Annotated in this window: 16 protein-coding genes; 7 read left to right on the top strand and 9 right to left on the bottom strand. The window is 70.8% G+C overall.

Going from position 1 to position 16006, the window contains the following annotated elements; translation table 11 throughout:
• The 5 genes from ETD96_RS25225 to ETD96_RS25205 all read right to left on the bottom strand — a co-directional run.
• Positions 1-1010 (bottom strand): MCE family protein (locus tag ETD96_RS25225; RefSeq protein WP_205719453.1); only part of this gene is annotated, 1010 nt, incomplete at its 3' end.
• A complete protein-coding gene (locus ETD96_RS25220; RefSeq protein ID WP_138638958.1) occupies positions 1007-2284 on the bottom strand; it encodes an MCE family protein in 1278 nt (425 codons plus the stop codon). The genes ETD96_RS25225 and ETD96_RS25220, both read right to left, overlap by 4 nt.
• A gap of 1 nt (position 2285) precedes the next feature.
• The gene (locus tag ETD96_RS25215) at positions 2286-3122 is read right to left on the bottom strand and encodes an MlaE family ABC transporter permease (protein WP_138638957.1); all 837 of its coding nucleotides are present in this window, start codon (positions 3120-3122) and stop codon (positions 2286-2288) included.
• 1 nt (position 3123) lies between these two features.
• A complete protein-coding gene (locus ETD96_RS25210) occupies positions 3124-3912 on the bottom strand; it encodes an MlaE family ABC transporter permease (protein WP_138638956.1) in 789 nt (262 codons plus the stop codon).
• 83 nt (positions 3913-3995) lie between these two features.
• Positions 3996-4988, bottom strand: a complete 993-nt coding sequence (locus ETD96_RS25205) for an ABC transporter ATP-binding protein (protein ID WP_138638955.1) — start codon at positions 4986-4988, stop codon at positions 3996-3998.
• A gap of 459 nt (positions 4989-5447) precedes the next feature.
• Between ETD96_RS25205 and ETD96_RS25200 the strand changes: the two genes are divergently transcribed.
• On the top strand, positions 5448-6665 hold the full coding sequence (locus tag ETD96_RS25200; RefSeq protein WP_138638954.1) for a PucR-like N-terminal domain-containing protein: 1218 nt from the start codon (positions 5448-5450) through the stop codon (positions 6663-6665).
• A 130-nt stretch (positions 6666-6795) separates the two neighbouring features.
• A complete protein-coding gene (locus ETD96_RS25195; RefSeq protein WP_138638953.1) occupies positions 6796-7449 on the top strand; it encodes a TetR/AcrR family transcriptional regulator in 654 nt (217 codons plus the stop codon).
• Positions 7450-7468: 19 nt separating this feature from the next.
• Here ETD96_RS25195 and ETD96_RS25190 read toward each other — a convergent pair whose 3' ends face one another.
• Positions 7469-7849, bottom strand: coding sequence for a nitroreductase family deazaflavin-dependent oxidoreductase (locus tag ETD96_RS25190; RefSeq protein WP_205719452.1), 381 nt, complete (start codon positions 7847-7849; stop codon positions 7469-7471).
• 61 nt (positions 7850-7910) lie between these two features.
• Positions 7911-9374 (bottom strand): flavin-containing monooxygenase, encoded by a 1464-nt coding sequence (locus ETD96_RS25185; RefSeq protein WP_138638952.1) that lies wholly within the window; start codon positions 9372-9374, stop codon positions 7911-7913.
• Positions 9375-9457: 83 nt separating this feature from the next.
• Here ETD96_RS25185 and ETD96_RS25180 point away from each other — a divergent pair, with 83 nt between their 5' ends.
• A complete protein-coding gene (locus ETD96_RS25180; RefSeq protein ID WP_240808172.1) occupies positions 9458-10126 on the top strand; it encodes a TetR/AcrR family transcriptional regulator in 669 nt (222 codons plus the stop codon).
• Here the strand turns inward: ETD96_RS25180 and ETD96_RS25175 are convergent.
• Positions 10059-10751: a TetR/AcrR family transcriptional regulator gene (locus ETD96_RS25175; protein ID WP_138638951.1), complete on the bottom strand. Its 693-nt coding sequence runs from the start codon at positions 10749-10751 to the stop codon at positions 10059-10061. The genes ETD96_RS25180 and ETD96_RS25175 overlap by 68 nt on opposite strands.
• A gap of 106 nt (positions 10752-10857) precedes the next feature.
• Between ETD96_RS25175 and ETD96_RS25170 the strand changes: the two genes are divergently transcribed.
• From ETD96_RS25170 to ETD96_RS25160, 3 genes are read left to right on the top strand one after another with little or no spacing between them, the layout of a single operon-like run.
• Positions 10858-11964, top strand: a complete 1107-nt coding sequence (locus ETD96_RS25170) for a ferritin-like domain-containing protein (RefSeq protein ID WP_138638950.1) — start codon at positions 10858-10860, stop codon at positions 11962-11964.
• Between the two features lie 56 nt (positions 11965-12020).
• Positions 12021-12875, top strand: coding sequence for an SDR family NAD(P)-dependent oxidoreductase (locus ETD96_RS25165; protein WP_138638949.1), 855 nt, complete (start codon positions 12021-12023; stop codon positions 12873-12875).
• A 54-nt stretch (positions 12876-12929) separates the two neighbouring features.
• Positions 12930-13901 (top strand): AurF N-oxygenase family protein, encoded by a 972-nt coding sequence (locus ETD96_RS25160; RefSeq protein WP_138638948.1) that lies wholly within the window; start codon positions 12930-12932, stop codon positions 13899-13901.
• Positions 13902-14226: 325 nt separating this feature from the next.
• Here the strand turns inward: ETD96_RS25160 and ETD96_RS25155 are convergent, their stop codons facing one another.
• Positions 14227-14994 carry a hypothetical protein gene (locus tag ETD96_RS25155; protein WP_138638947.1) on the bottom strand — a complete coding sequence of 256 codons (768 nt, stop codon included), beginning with the start codon at positions 14992-14994 and terminating at the stop codon, positions 14227-14229.
• Positions 14995-15086: 92 nt separating this feature from the next.
• On the opposite strand from ETD96_RS25155, the gene ETD96_RS25150 reads away from it, so the two are divergent.
• Complete coding sequence (locus ETD96_RS25150; protein ID WP_138638946.1) at positions 15087-16004, top strand: ATP-dependent DNA ligase; 918 nt, start codon at positions 15087-15089, stop codon at positions 16002-16004.
• The last annotated feature ends 2 nt before the right edge of the window (positions 16005-16006 follow it).

Genomic DNA, 16006 nt, shown 5'->3' with positions numbered 1-16006 from the left:
TGCTCCGACAGGTCGGAGCCCGCGTAGCTGACGCCGATCAACTTCACCTCGCACTGGTAGAAGTTCACCCACGAGCCGTAGGAGGCCAGGCGCCCGAAGGCCGCCATCTTCCCGGGCGAGCGCTGGAGGAAACGCGTCAGCAGCGGCTCGTCGCGGTTGAGGTTGTCGCTGAGCCGGCCGAGCTGGACGATGTCGTCCTTCAGCGGGTCCCGCGTGACCTGGAGCAGCCCGGCGGTGGCGGTGGTCAGGTCGGCGATCGACCCGAGCGCCTCACCGATCGGCCTGCGGTCGGTGGCGAGGCCGGAGGTGAACCGGCGCAGCGTGGTGACCAGGTCGACGAGCTGCCGGTCACGGCTGTTGATGGTCTGGACGACGCTGTCCAGGTTGGCGATGAGCTGGCCGATCACCTTGTCCTTGGCGGCGAGCGTGCTCGTGAGCTGCCCGACGGTCCGCAGCAGGCTCTCGACGGTGCCGCTCTCCCCCTGGAGCACCTTGACGATCGACTCCGACAGCTTGTTCGCCTCGCCGGGCGACAGCGCCTGCATCAGCGGCTGGAAGCCCTGGAACAGCTGCGTGAGGTTGAGCGTCCCGGCGGTGTGCTCGACGGGGATCGTCCCGCCGGGCTTCAGCACGTCGCCGGGCGAACCGGTGCCCTGGCCGAGCGCGATGTACCGCCCGCCGACCAGGTTCAGGTACTTCACGGCGGCGGTCGCCGACGCCGGGATCCGCCGATCCCGGTCGACGGAGATCTTCACCCGGGCGAGCCTCCGGTCGCTGACCTTGATCTCCTCGACCTGGCCGACCTCGACGCCCGCGATCCGCACCCCGTGCCCCGGGTGCAGCCCGGCGACGTCGGTGAACTTCGCGTAGTAGGTGACGCGGTCGCCGCTGGTGGCGCCGGTGATGCTGGACGCCAGCAGCGCCGTCGCCAGCACCGTCACCACGATGAAGATCAGCGAGCTGACGAGCGGGAAGCCCATGCCCTTGATCCCCTGGCCGGTGAGCCTCACTTGACCGTCACCTCCGTGCCCCGGTAGATCGGCCCGACCAGCACGCTCGACCAGTCCGGCAGTTCCTCGGGGACCTCGTCCAGCGGCGGGCCGGCGAGCTCGTTGACCAGGTCGTTCTCCGACGCCGAGTTCGCCGGGCCGAGGCCGCTGCCGGCCGCGCCCGCCTTGCCGGGGGCGCCGCCCGCGGGCAGCACCCGCACGCCGTTCCCGGTCGCCAGGTACGGGACGCTCGGGCAGCGCGGCCCGTTGCCGCCGTCGTAGCGCGGCGCGTCCTTGCCCGGCACGTAGCGGCCCTTGCTCTTGAGCGGCACCACCACGCCGTGCACGCCGTGCTGGTTCGTGCCCTTCCCGAGCACCTTGTTCATCGTCGGGATGAAGCCGGCGAGGGTGCGGAACGTGCAGGGCGCGGCCGGGGCGTAGCGGCGCATCAACTCCAGGCTCCCCCGGCTCTCGGTCGCCAGCGCGATGATGTTGCCGGAGTTGGCGTCCAGGAAGTCCTGGAGGTCGGCCGACGACCCCGACACCGCGTCGTACAGGGTCGCGAGCGCGGTGCGCTGCTCCACGATCGTCTTGCTCGTCACCGTGAAGTCGGTGAGCGCCTGGAGGAGGTCGGGCGCCGCGTCGGAGGCGTGCTGGGTGAACTCCGCCAGCTCCTGGAGGTTGCGGGTGAGCGCCGGGACCTCCGGGTTCATCCTGGTCAGGAACGCGTCGAGCTGCTCGAAGTTGCGGCCGATCTGGTCGCCGCGCCCCTCCAGCGCCCGCGACATGGCGTTCAGCGTCGCCGACAGCTTCGCGGGCTGGAGCGTGTTGAGCAGGTCCATCGTGTGGTTCAGGACCTCCGACAGCTCCACCGCGTTCTGGCTGCGGTCCTCGGAGATCACGTCGCCGTCCGCGATCGGCCGGCCCGCCGACCCCGGCGGCGGGACGAGCGAGACGAACCGGGCGCCGAACACCGTCGTCGGCAGCAGCCGCGCCTGGACGTCCGCCGGGATCCGGTCGGTCATCCCCGGTTTCAGCGCCAGCTCCAGCTTCGCGCCCGCGCCGTCCGCCTTGATGGAGCGGACCTCGCCGACGACCACGCCGCGGACCTTCACGTCCGCCATCGGGTGCATCTCGTGCCCGGCCGTCGAGGTGCGCAGCGTCACCGTCGTCGCGTCGGTGAACTGCTTGTCGTAGATCGCGATCGACAGCCAGATCAGCAGCGCCGGGACGAGCAGGAATACCACCCCGGTGAGGCGCTGCCCGACCACGTGCCGGGTCGTTCGTCTCGCCATGTCAGCCCGTCACCTTCACCGTCGTCGTGGCGCCCCAGATGGCGAGGCTGGCGAAGAAGTCCGTCACGCTGATCAGCACGATCGCGGTGCGGACCGCGCGGCCGACGGCGACGCCCACGCCGGCGGGGCCGCCGACCGCGCGGTAGCCGTAGTAGCAGTGCGCCAGCACCACCATCACGCTGAAGATCAGCACTTTCGCGAACGAGAGCAGCACGTCCTCGGGGGCGAGGAAGAGGTTGAAGTAGTGGTCGTAGGTGCCGGCCGACTGCCCGTTGAACCAGATCGTCACCTGTCTGGACGCCAGGTACGAGCTGAGCAGCCCGATGCCGTACAGCGGGATGATCGCGACCGTGCCCGCGATGATCCGGGTCGTGACGAGGTAGGGCACCGACTGGATGCCCATGCCCTCCAGCGCGTCGATCTCGTCGTTGATCCGCATCGCGCCGAGCTGCGCGGTGAACCCCGCGCCGACCGTCGCCGACAGCGCCAGCCCGGACGCCAGCGGCGCGATCTCGCGGGTGTTGAAGTACGCCGAGATGAACCCGGTGAACGCCGCCGACCCGATCTGGTCGAGCGCGGCGTAGCCGGACAGCCCGACGACGACGCCGGTGAAGATCGTCATGCCGATCATCACGCCGACGGTGCCGCCGATGACGGCGAGCGCGCCGCTGCCGAACGCGACCTCGCTGAGCAGCCGCAGCGACTCGCCCAGGTAGCGGCGGATCGCGCGCGGCGTCCACAGCAGCGCCCGGATGTAGAAGCCGAGCTGGTCGCCGGGCTGGTCCAGCCAGGAGACCAGCTTCACCGGCTTGAGCCGGCGGGCCCCGGGAACCGCCATGTCACGCTCCCTTCGGGGGGACGACCTGCAGGTAGATGGCGGTCAGCACGACGTTGACGAAGAACAGCATCAGGAACGTGATGACGACCGACTGGTTGACCGCGTCCCCGACGCCCTTCGGGCCGGGGCTCGGGTTCAGGCCGCGGTAGGCGGCCACGACCCCGGCGATGAACCCGAAAATCAGCGCCTTGAACTCGCCGATGTAGAGGTCGGGGAGCTGCGCGAGCGCGGAGAACGAGGCGAGGTAGGCGCCGGGCGTCCCGTCCTGCAGCAGCACGTTGAAGAAGTAGCCGCCGGCGACGCCGACCACCGAGACCAGGCCGTTCAGCAGCACCGCGACCGCCATGCAGGCGAGCACCCGGGGGACGACGAGGCGCTGGATGGGCGAGACGCCCATGACCTCCATCGCGTCCATCTCCTCGCGGATCGTCCGGGAGCCGAGGTCGGCGCAGATCGCCGACCCGGCCGCGCCGGAGATCAGCAGCGCCACGATCAGCGGGCTCGCCTGCTGCACGACCGCGAGGACGCTCGCGCCGCCGGTGAGCGACTGCGCGCCGAGCTGCTTGGCCAGCGACCCGACCTGCAGCGAGATGACGGCGCCGAACGGGATCGACACCAGCGCGGTCGGCAGGATCGACACCGACGCGATGAACCAGAACTGCTGGACCAGCTCGCGGAGCTGGAACGGGCGCCGGAACGACAGCGCCAGCACCGTCCCGGCCAGCGCGAACAGCCGCCCGGTCTGGCGCAGCGCGCCGGCGCCGGGGACCGCGGCGTCAGGTGCGGCCACGCGCGTCTCCTTCCACGGGCACGCGCGCGTCGCCGCGCCGTGCGGTCGGGTGCTCAGTTCGCGCCCTGTCGGTGTGCGGCATGTCAGTTCGCGCCATGGAGGCCGCCTTCCCGCTGCTGGTGGGCGCGGTTGGCGCGGATCGCCTGCTGCGCCGCGTAGGACAGCCGCGGCATCATCGCGTCGACCGCCATCGCGTGCCGCTGCTCCGCCTGCCGGGGCGGCATCCCGGGCGTCGGCCGCAGCTGCGGCGGGATCTCCAGGGTGCGGTGGGTGCGCGCCGGGGCCGCGGCCTCGGCGGCGAGCAGCGCCGCGTCCTTCTCCTCCGACATGCCGATCGGGCCGTGGGTGTCGCCGTGCAGGAACTGCAGGACGGCCGGCTCCTCGCTGGTCAGCAGCGCCTCGCGGGGGCCGAACGCGACGAGGTCGCGGCGGTACAGCATGCCGATGTTGTCGGGGACGGTCGCGGCGATGTCGATGTTGTGCGTGACGATCAGCATCGTCGCGTCGATCCGCGCGTTGACGTCGATGAGCAGCTGCGAGATGTGCGCGGTGCGGACCGGGTCGAGGCCGGAGTCCGGCTCGTCGCACAGGATGATCTCCGGGTCGAGGACGAGCGCGCGGGCCAGGCCGGCGCGCTTGCGCATGCCGCCGGAGATCTGGCCGGGCAGCTTGCGCTCCTCGCCGGCGAGGCCGACCATCTCCATCCGCTCCAGCACGATCCGGCGGATCTCCGACTCCGACTTGCGGGTGTGCTCGCGGAGCGGGAACGCGATGTTGTCGTACAGGGGCAGGGACCCGAACAGGGCGCCGTCCTGGAACATTAGGCCGAACCGCTTGCGGGCCTCGAAGACGTCGCGGTCGCGGTCGTTGACCATGTCGACGCCGTCGATCATGACCCGGCCCTCCTCGGGCTTGAGCAGGCCGACGAGCGACTTGAGGAACACCGTCTTGCCGGTGCCGGACGGCCCGAGCAGCACGCTGACCTCTCCCGGCGGGAGGGTGAGGGTGACATCCCGCCAGATCGTCTGCCGGCCGAACACTTTCGTCAGCCCCTCGACGACGACTTCAATTCCCAACGACACCACCACTCGCGATAGGGCAGGAGGTTGCGAGGACGTTACGGCCCAGTAGACACGGAATTCAATAGGGGCTCGCGGTATCTTCGGCACAATTCGGTAAATGGCCGCCGGAATTTGTCACCGACTTAGTGTTCGATCTCCGCGAACTCGTCGCGAGTGACTACCGCCGGGTAACATGTTGCCGGCGGGCCGCGCGCCGACGCGCACCCGGCCGCCGCGGTTGTCACCGATCCAGCAACCGAACGTCATTCTTGTCACATCGCGCGCAAAGCGGGGGCCCGTGCGGCCGATCATGCCGCAGCCCCTTGCCAGCCGGGACTGGCGACTTTATGTTCGCGGTGTTCTCGAACTCGCCCACGCTGCTCGCTTCCCGTCCGGCACACCCCCGTCCGGAGCCGCCGTCCCGCCGGGACGGCCACCCCGTACCGGCCGGCTCGATGCGGAGGTTTCCTTTCCATGTCGCAGGCATTGGAATTGTCCGAACACGGCAGGAGTCAGATCGACTTCCGGGATTTCCTCGAGCTGCTGCGGGCCGAACTGGCCGATGTGACGAACGAGATCGTCGCGGAGATCAAGCAGAACATCCCCGAATACGACCGGCCCGACCCGTCCTACGACCAGACGCTCCGGCTCTGCGCCGACATGCTGCTGCCGACGTTCTTGGAGCGCGTCTCCGACCCGAACGCCTCCACCGCCCAGCGCGACGAGACCTGCCGCACCCTCGGGCGCTTCGAGGCCATCGAGGGGCGCTCCCTGGACCACCTGCAGGCCGCCGCCCGGATCGCCTTCCACGTCGCCTGGCGCCGGACGGCCGTCCTCGCCGAGCGCGAGCAGGTCCCGACCTCCGTCGTGGCCGCCGCCGTCGACGCCATGCTCGTCTACCTGGAGGAATCGGTCGCCCAGGCCCGCCTCGGCTACCAGCAGGCCACCGGGCACGCCGACATGCGCCGCCGCGAGGAGCGGCGCCGGCTGCTGCACCTCATCCTGCAGCGGCCCGCCGTCGTCCCCGAGGCCATCGAGGACCTCGCCAAGTCCACCGGCTGGTGGCCGCTGCCCGCCGAGGCCACGCTCATCGCCGTCCACCCCGAGGCGCCCTGCACGCGCTCCGCGCTCGACACCGACGTCCTCACCGACTTCGACTCCGCCGAGCCGTGCCTGCTCGTCCCCGGGCCCCTCACCGCCGACCGCAAGAGCATGCTGCGCGCCGCCCTGTCGGACGCCAGCTGCGTCCTCGGCCTCACCCTCCCGCTGGAACGGGCCACGCACTCGCTGCGCTGGGCGCGCCGCGTGCTCGCCCTCGCGGAGGAGGGGATCATCCCGGACGGCTCCCTCATCCCGTGCCAGAACCACCTGATGACCATGTGGCTGCTGTCCGACCCGCCGCTGATCGAGGAGCTCACCCGGCGGCACCTGGAGCCGCTCCAGGACGTCTCGGACGGGCAGCGCAAGCGCCTGGTCGAGACCCTCGCCGAGTCCGTCACCACCCGCGCCACCGCGGTCGACATCGGCGAGCGGCTCAAGATCCACCCGCAGACCGTCCGGTACCGGCTCCGCCAGCTGGAGGGGTACCTCGGCGACAGCCTGGACGACGCCGACACCCGGTTCTCGCTCGACGCCACCCTGCGCGCCGCGAGCCTCTACCGGCGCCGCCGCCTGGGGCGCCGGAAGGCGTGACACCGACGGCCGTTTCGACGCTGTTGTGACTTTCCGCGAACGCCGGTGACGTTTTGGGTCACACGGGACGGCACGGGCCGTTATCCTGACCTTCTGGTTACCGCCCCCTGACGGGAAGTCGAAGGAGTCCATGCCGACCTCGACCTGGTTCCGCCTCAACGTCGCCAAGCGCGAGCGCGTGCTCGAGGTGGCGATGCGCGAGTTCGGGGAGCACGGGTACTCGACCGGCAGCCTGAACACCATCGCGCGCGAGGCCGGCATCGCCAAGGGGTCGCTGTTCCAGTACTTCAGCGACAAGCTGGAGTTCTTCGCGTTCGTCTGCGACGAGACGTCCCGCCGCATCCGCGAGGAGATGGAGCGCCGCATCGAGCGCGTCTCCTTCGACCAGTCCTTCGACGAGTGGCTCTTCGACGTCCTCTGCGACTGGACCGAGTACATGGCCGACCACCCGCTGGAGCGCGGCGTCACGGCGGCCACCAACTTCGAGCTCGACAACAGCGTGCGGTCCGTCGTCCGCGACACCGCGAACCAGCACTACCTCCAGGTCATCCACCCGACGCTGGAGCTGTGGAAGGCCGAGGGCGCTATCCGCGAGGACGCCGACCTCGCCGTCCTCGCCACCTGGCTGATGACCCTGCTGCCGTTCCTCGCGCTGGCGCCGTACTACGACGGCCTCGACCCGATCCACGACCTGCGGGGCCGCACCCCGGCCGAGCAGCGGCCCGTGATCCGGCAGCTCCTCGCGGGGTTCCGGCCGATGTTCGCGCCCGAGAAGCAGCGCTGACGAGCCGCCGCGGGGCGGGTCAGTCCTCGATGTCGGCCACCAGGACGTCCATGAAGCGGGTCGCGGAGCGGGCCGGCAGCGGCAGGACGTCGGCCTCGGCGGACGTCACCACGCGCGGGTGCGCGATGCGCCGGGCGCGGCCGAGCCGCTCCACACCGCCGCGCCCCTCGGCCAGCAGGTTGCGGACCCAGTCGGTGTCGCGCCCGTACGGCAGCCCGATGATCAGCCGCGAGCCGCTGCGGAACGCGGTGACGGGCGTCCGGTACTCGCGGCCCGACCGGCGCCCCCGGTGCACGACCACGGCGAGCGGCGGCACGTAGGGCGCGTAGACGCCCTGGATCCGGTTCGTGACCTTCTTGTTGAAGCTGGGGAGCCAGCTCGGCATCAGCGGCTTCGGCATGCCCCATGCGTAACACGTCCGGGCGCCCACCGCATGGCGGGCGCCCGGACTTGCCCCGTCCTCAGCGGGTGATGATGTACTCGGCGGGGTCGGCCTTGCGGGAGCCCGCCCAGAACTCGAACGTGAAGCCCGGCCACAGGGTGCGGTTCACGCCCTTGTCGTCCAGGTACCAGCTGTCGCAGCCGCCCTCGTTCCAGACGGCGCGGCGCAGCCGCCTCTGCAGCCGGTCGTTGAACCGGCGCGCGGCCTCCGGCCTCGGCTCGATGACCTCGCCGCCGGCGTCCTGGAGGAGGCGCAGGCAGCTCAGCACGTGCTGGATCTGCACCTCGATCATGAAGACGACCGAGTTGTGGCCGAGGCCGGTGTTCGGGCCGAGCAGCATGAAGAAGTTCGGCATGCCGGGGATCGTGGTGCCGCGGTGCGCCTCGATGCCGTCCGCCCAGATCTCCTGGAGCTTGGTGCCGCCCCGGCCGGTGACGCGCAGGTCGTTGAGGGCGTCGACCACCTTGAAGCCGGTGCCGTAGACGATGCAGTCGACCTCGTACTCGCGGCCGTCCGCGGTGACGATCGAGTTCTCCCGCACCTCGGCGACGCCGGAGGTCTCCACGTGCACGTTCGGGCGGGCGAGCGCCGGATAGTAGTCGTTGGACAGCAGGATCCGCTTGCACCCGATCGTGTAGTCGGGCGTCACCTTGGCGCGCAGCTCCGGGTCGGCGATCTGCTTCTCGATGTGCCGGCGGGCGACGCGCTCCTGCGGGCCCGACAGGCGCGGGTCGACGGTGAAGCCGACCGCGCGGGCCTCCAGCGCCCAGTAGATGCCGTTGCGGAACGCGCGGGCGGCGCCCGGCACCTTCTCGAACGCCTTGCGCACCGGCGCGGGGATCGGCACGTCCGGCTTCGGCTGGATCCACGGCGGCGTCCGCTGGAAGACGACCAGGTCCCCGGCCCGCTTGGCGACCTTCGGGACGAACTGGATCGCGGACGCGCCCGTCCCGATGACGGCGACGCGCTTGCCGGTGAGGTCGTAGTCGTGGTCCCACTCGGCGGAGTGGAACGCGGTGCCCTGGAACCGCTCCATGCCCGGCAGGTCCGGGAAGGACGGGACGTGCAGCGCGCCGATGCCCGACACGATGGCGCGGGGGGTGAGGACCGTCCCGTCGGTGAGGGTGACGTTCCAGCGCTTGGCCTCGTCGTCGTACTCCATCGAGTCGACCCGCGCGCCGAAGCGGATGTGGTCGCGCACCCGGTACTTGTCGGCGGTCCGCTCCATGTACGCGCGGATCTCCGGCTGCGGCGCGAACATCCGCGACCAGCCGGGGTTCAGCTCGAAGGAGAAGGAGTACATGTGCGAGGGCACGTCGCAGGCGCACCCGGGATAGGTGTTGTCGTGCCACGTCCCGCCGAGCGCGTCGCTCTTCTCCAGGACGGTGAAGTCGTGGAAGCCGGACTGCTTGAGCCGGATCGCCATGCCGAGGCCGGCGAAGCCGGAGCCGATGATGACGATCGCGGGGGCGCGCTCGCTCATGACCCCTCCTCTCGGATAACCTACTTCCGGTAAGTTACCGCGAGTAGGTTACTGACGGTAGGTCCAACAGATAGGATTCTCCTGTGAGTGGCGCCACACCGCAGCCCCCCGCCCGCAAGCGCAGGCGGATGTCGCGGGCCGAGCGGGAGCAGCAGATGCTGGACGTGGCGGAGCAGGTGTTCGGCGAGCGCGGCTACCAGGGCACCTCCATGGACGAGATCGCCGAGCGCTGCGGGGTCTCCAAGCCGATGCTCTACGAGTACTTCGGCTCCAAGGACGGCCTGCTCGTGGCCTGCGTCAGCAGGTCCAAGGCCGAGCTGCTCGACGTCACCCAGAAGGCCATGGCGGGCGCCACCACCCCCGAGGACATCCTGTGGCGCGGCATGCTCGCCTACTTCTCCTTCGTGGACGCGCACAGCGGCTCGTTCGCGATGCTGCTGCGCGAGCCGGTCGTCCCGTCCCCGGAGACCGCCGAGGCCGTCGAGGCGACCCGGCGGCAGCAGAGCACGCTGATCGCGGGGGTGCTCGCGATGTTCGCGCCGGGCGCGCCGGACGCCGCGATCGAGGCGTACACGCAGATCATCATGGGCGCGAGCGAGCGGGTCGCGCTGTGGCAGGCCACCCGTCCCGACGTGTCGGCGGAGGACGCCGCCCGCTACATGACCGACTTCTGCCGGCAGGGCCTCAGCCCGTACCTGGACCCGTCCCCCGGCGCGGCTGACGGCGGGCAAGCGCCTCCAGCGCCGCGATGAGCAGGTCGAGGCCGAACTCGAAGTCGCTCTCGGGGTCGTGCTGGGCCAGCTCCGGCCCGTAGGCGATGACGTGCCGGAACTCGTCCGGGTCGAGGTGGTTCCACGACTCGGCGCCGGTCTCGGCGAGGTGCCCGAGCATCTTCTCCATGCCGATCTCGCGCATCTGCGCGCCGATCGCGTAGGCCAGCAGCGCCCGCATGATCCGCACGGCGGTGCCGCCGTCGAACCCGGCCGCGTCCGCCAGCGCGAGCGCCCGCTCCATCGGCCGCAGCCCCGCCGCCGTGTCGACCTTGTGGGTGAAGACGATCGTCATGCAGCGCGGGTTGTCGTGCGCGACCTTGCGGAACGCGCGGACGAGCGCGCGCGCCCGCTCCTGCCACGGCTCGTCGGGGTCGTCGGTCAGCTCCAGGCCCGCGACGACCTGCTCCGCGACGCCCTCCAGCAGGGCGGTCTTGTTCGGGACGTGGTTGTAGAGCGACATCACGGCGACGTCCAGCTCGGCCGCGACGCGGCGCATCGACAGCGCGTCCGCGCCCTCCCGCTCGATCAGCGCGACCGCCGCCCGGACGATGCGGTCGCGGGTCAGCGCGGGGCGCGGTGTGTCGGGGGTCACGCCCTTGGTCATGCAGCCCGCCCTCTCCCGCCGTTGACACCGATAAGTGTCCCATGACACGGTACGTACATTGTACGTAGACGTACACCGTACGTCCGCGCTCGGGGAGGAGTGCCCCATGTCGACCCACGACCTCTACACCGACCCCGTCCCCGCCGGGGGCTGGACCGTGCCCATGGCCGGCGACGCCCGGTTCACCTGGGAGTACGACGACGGACGCGACCGCCTCCTCGCCCTCTACCAGAAGGGCAAGGACAAGCAGTGGGACTCCGTCAAGCGCATCGACTGGGACCTCGAGGTCGACCCGCACGACGTCCTCGGCGTCCCCGACCAGTCCCTCGCCATCTACGGGACGAAGCACTGGGACAAGCTCTCGGTCAAGGAGCGCGGCGAGCTGCGCCGGCACTACACGTCCTGGCAGTTCTCCCAGTTCGTGCACGGCGAGCAGGGCGCGATGGTCACCGCCGCCCGCATCGTCGAGTCGGTGCCCGACCTCGACTCCAAGTTCTACTCCGCCACCCAGACCATGGACGAGGCGCGGCACGTCGAGCTGTTCACCCGGTTCCTGCACGAGAAGATCGGGATGGTCTACCCGATCAACACCCAGCTCCAGGACCTGCTCAACGAGACCCTCACCGACTCCCGCTGGGACATGCCCTACCTCGGCATGCAGGTGCTCATCGAGGGCCTCGCGCTCGCCGCGTTCGGCGTCATCCGCGACATCACCACCAAGCCGCTGCCCAAGCAGATCCTCGCCTACGTCATGCAGGACGAGGCCCGGCACGTCGCGTTCGGGCGCCTCGCGCTGCGCGACTACTACAAGCAGCTCTCGGCCGCCGAGCTGCGCGAGCGCGAGGACTTCGTCATCGAGGGCTGCTACCTGATGCGCGACCGCATCCGCGGCCGGGAGATCTACACCAACTTCGGGATCGACCCCGCCGAGGTCGACGAGCTGGTGGAGAACTCGCCCTACATGCGGATGTTCCAGAGCCTGCTGTTCAGCCGGATCGTCCCGTGCGTGAAGGACATCGGGCTGTGGAGCGAGCGCGTCCAGCAGACCTATGACGACATGGGCGTCCTCGACATGTCCAAGGCCGACCTCGACGCGCTCATGAGGCAGGACGAGGAGATCGCCGAGAAGCTCGACACCGCGCGGTTCGCCGCCGAGGAGGCCGACCGCAAGGCCGAGGTGGACGCCGTCATCGCCGACGCGGCCACGGGCTGAGTACGTTTGGATCACTCGATCTGAGAGCTACTCGTCCGCACACCTCGGAGGTCTGGATGCCACTCGCGCACTTCGACGGAGCGCTCGCCGTCGTCACCGGAGCCGGCGGCGGCATCGGCCGCGCCACCGCCCTCGCCCTGGCCGAGAGCGGCGCGAGCGTCATCGCCGCCGACATCGACCTCGCCGCGGCCGAGCGCACCGCCGCCCGCGCGAAGTCCGTCGGCGCGGGCGGCACCGCCTACCGGGTGGACGTCTCCGACGCCGCCGCGATGGAGGCGTTCGCCGCCGAGGTGAAGCAGGCGCACCGCGTCCCCGACATCGTGGTCAACAACGCGGGCATCGCGCTCGCCGGGCCGTTCCTCGACACCGAGCCGGACGACTGGGACCGCATCCTCGGCGTCAACCTGTGGGGCGTCATCCACGGCTGCCGGCTGTTCGGCCGGCAGATGCGCGACCGCGTCAACGCCCTGCCCAACAAGCCCGACAAGCCGAACCTCGGCGGGCACATCGTCAACATCGCGTCCGCCTCCGCGTTCGCGCCGTGGCGCGGCATGCCCGCCTACTGCACGACGAAGGCGGCCGTGCTGATGCTCAGCGAGTCGCTGCGCGCGGAGCTGGCGGGGTCGCGGATCGGCGTCACCGCCGTCTGCCCCGGCTTCGTCAGCACCGACCTCGTCAAGAACGGGACCTACGTCGACGGGTCCCCCGAGAAGCTGCGGCAGCGCGGCCAGAAGGCCATCCAGCTGCGCAACTACCCGCCGGAGAAGGTCGCCGAGCGGGTCGTCAACGCCATCGTCAAGAACAAGGCCGTGGTCCCGGTGAACTTCGAGGGCCACCTGCTGCACACCCTGTCCCGGGTGTCCCCCGCGTCCCTGCGCCTGCTGGCCAGAATCCCCACCCCCCAGGGCTGACGTCCGCGCCGGGCGCGGCCCCCGACCCTCCATGCCGCAAGAGGAGAAGGATCCATGCCCCCCGACGCGTTGCTGATCGACGGCCGTCCGCGCACGTGGACGGCCCGGATCCGCTGCAAGGACGGCGACCACACGCTGGAGCTGACCGACCGCGAGGTGGTCGCCGAGCGGCTGCTGCGGACGTCCCGCAAGCACTCGTTTGACCCGGACGCCGACGTCGACTGGGACGCGCCCCAGGACCCGGACGTCTTCTACATCCCGCCGCAGCTCGTGTCGCTCTACGAGACGCCGCTGTGGGACGGCCTCACGCACCGGCAGCGCGTGGAGCTCAGCAAGCGGGAGATGTGCAGCATCGCCTCCTTCGGCATCTGGTCGGAGATGATGCTGATGCAGTCGCTGCTCATGCACGCCTACCGGCACCGCTACGACAGCGGCCACTTCGCCTACGCGCTGACGGAGATCGCGGACGAGTGCCGGCACTCGAAGATGTTCGGCCGCATGGTGCGGACCTGCGGGCTGCGCACCCACCGGCCGCGCGCCCTGGAGTACCACGCGGCGAAGCTGTTCGGGGCCGTGTACGACCCGATGCCGATGTTCGCCGGGACCCTCGTCGTGGAGGAGCTGACCGACGCGTTCCAGCGGCTGACGTTCCCGGACGAGGAGATGCAGCCGCTGATCCGGCAGGTCACCCGGATCCACGTGATCGAGGAGGCGCGGCACATCAAGTACGCGCGGGAGGAGCTGAAGCGGCTCGTCACGAAGGCCCCGGCGTTCCAGCGGCGGGCGGCGGCCTACTGGATGGCGCAGGCGACCCGGCTGCTGGCCACGCAGATGATCCACCCGTCCTGCTACACGGCGGTGGGGCTGGACCCGAAGCTCGCGCGCCGGGTGGCGGCGCGCAGCCCGCACCGCCGCGCCACGCTGGCGTGGTCGTTCCGGAAATGCACCGCTTTCTTCGACGAGGTCGGCTTCCTGGACGGCCGGGCGCGCGAGGTCTGGATCGGCGCGGGCCTCCTGCACGCCTGACCCGCCGCATTTATCTTGATGTCGAAACGCTTATGAGAAAGCGGTTCGCCAATACCGACCAGTGGTCCTGACAACGCGAACAAAAAGGGCCGCGGAGCGGGGTCCACTCCGCGGCCCATCGACGAACACGGCCATCTGCCTGGGGTTATCTCACCCAGGACACTCCATCCGATCGCGCGTTCACGTCGTCGACCTCCTCCTCCCAGGCGTCTCAGCACCCCGATCACATGCCTGGCGCGGGAGCATGATCGGCATACTGCCTCCCCATTACCGAATCACCTTAGAAGGTGCTGACAGTAAATATGCCATGATCGGCCAAATGAGGTCAGAAATCGTTTAGCACGGTGAGCACTTCGCGGGCGACCGCCGTGGCCGTGCCGAGCACCGCCCGCTCCCGCGCCGCCTGGCCGCCGCCACGCGGCGCCTCCTCGCTGTAGCTGACCGTCACGACCGCGTTCTTGACTCGCGCCGTAACCTGCCCGACCAGCGTCGGCTGCCCCTGGTCGGCCATGAACCAGCGGTACGCCTCGTCCCCCACGCCCTGCTCCCGCTCCAGCGCGATCGTCCGGACGAGCGGGGCGTCGTGCGCCTGCGTCCACTGCGCGTCGTAGTAGCTCTCGGCGTCCCGCACCGGCGTCGCGGAGTGCGCGGGCGCGTACAGCCGCGCCTCCACCCGCAGCCAGCGGAACGCCGACTCCTTCGAGGTGTACGTGCACGTGGTGAGCGTCGAGTTCGCGCTCTGCCGCTCGGCCGCCTTCGGGACCGCCTTCGCCACGGTCTCCGCGGGCACCGTCCCGCACGGCGGCGGCAGCGCCCGGACGATCCCCTGCGCAGCCTCGGACGGCGAGGGCTCGGACGGCGAGGGCTCGGCCGTACTGGGCGTCACCGCGGCCCGGTCCGTCTTCCCACCGGGCACGGCCAGGAACACCGCCACCGCCGCACCCATGAACGCGACCGCCGCCACCAGCAGCACGATCAGCCGCTTCGGCCGCCGCGCCGGAGACGGCGGCTCCGGCCCCGCGTACGGCCGGTGGAACGGTTCGGCCGGAGGGTGCAGCCCCACGTCCCGCTCCTCACTCCCCCGTCGCGTCATGGCCCGCCTCCCGTCAACGTAGTCAGGCGCGCCGCCGCTGACCAGGCCCCCCGGCGGTGCCGATTGTCAGACCCCGGAGTCACACTGGAGGGGTGCTGATAGCGGAGATCGCCCGGACGTCGGAGGCGGTGGCGGGCACCTCGGGCCGCAAGGCCAAGGTAACGGCGCTCGCCGAGTGCCTGCGCCGGGCCGACGCCGGCGAGGCCGCCACCGTGGTCGCCTACCTGTCGGGTGAGCTGCCGCAACGCCAGATCGGCGTCGGCTACGCCGCCTTGCGGGACCTCCCGCCGCCCGCCGCCGAGCCGTCGCTGACCGTCCCCGAGGTCGACGCGTCCTTCACCGAGATCGGCGCCGTCTCCGGCCCCGGCTCCGTCGCCCGCCGCCGCGACCTGGTCGCCGCCCTCTTCGCCCGCGCCACCCGGGCCGAGCAGAACTTCCTCATCCGCCTCCTGGCGGGCGAACTGCGCCAGGGCGCACTGGACGGCGTGATGGCCGAGGCGATCGCGGCAGCGGCCGAGGTGCCGTCCGCCGAGGTCCGGCGCGCGTTCATGCTGCGCGGCTCCCTCGGCCCGGTCGCCACCGCCGCCCTCGCCGACGGCGTCGCCGCCCTCCGCGCCTTCACCCTGGAGGTGGGCCGCCCGGTCAAACCCATGCTGGCCGCCTCGGCCCCGTCCACCGACGAAGCGTTCGCCAAGCTGAAGGCCGAAGCGGCGGTCGAATGGAAGCTCGACGGCATCCGCGCCCAGATCCACATCGCCGACGGCGACGTCCACATCTTCACCCGCACCCTGGACGAGATCACCTCCCGCCTCCCCGAGGTGGTGGAGGCGGTGAAGGCACTCCCCGTCCACAAGGCCGTCTTCGACGGCGAACTGATCGCCCTGCGCCCCGACGGCAGCCCCCACCGAGGGCGGTCTCGGCCAGACGGAGGAGCTGGATGTCGCCGGTTCCGGCGGGGGCGTAGATGCAGGCGGCATCGCGGTAGTACCCTGTCTCTTAAACCCATCTGACG

Source organism: Actinomadura geliboluensis (genome assembly GCF_005889745.1).
Lineage (GTDB): Bacteria > Actinomycetota > Actinomycetes > Streptosporangiales > Streptosporangiaceae > Spirillospora > Spirillospora geliboluensis.
The sequence above is the reverse complement of the archived record's forward strand: the minus strand, read 5'-3'. Positions and strand labels throughout refer to the sequence as shown.